General features: G+C 47.5%; 1 rRNA gene. It reads left to right on the top strand.

From position 1 onward, the window contains the following. Positions 1 to 236, top strand: a 23S ribosomal RNA gene (locus V6C27_14995); the annotation flags it as partial.

Below are 236 nucleotides of genomic sequence, written 5' to 3'. Positions count from 1 at the left end.
AGATGCATGTTAAGGGTTTGATAAATCAAACCCCTACAAAAGGCACTGAATGCATAAATGAATGTTTCAAAAACCTGACGACTGTTGCCTGACGACCGACGACCGTTTTGGTAGGGGAGCGTTCCTATTGCATTGAAGCAGTACCGTAAGGAGCTGTGGAGTGGTAGGAAGTGAGAATGCCGGTATGAGTATGCGATAAGGCAGGTGAGAATCCTGCCCGCCGAAAACCCAAGGTT

Source organism: Peptococcaceae bacterium 1198_IL3148 (genome assembly GCA_036763105.1).
In the GTDB taxonomy this organism is placed as follows: domain Bacteria; phylum Bacillota; class Desulfotomaculia; order Desulfotomaculales; family Desulfohalotomaculaceae; genus JBAIYS01.
Note: the sequence above shows the minus strand (reverse complement) of the source record. Positions and strands in the feature narration are given on the sequence as shown.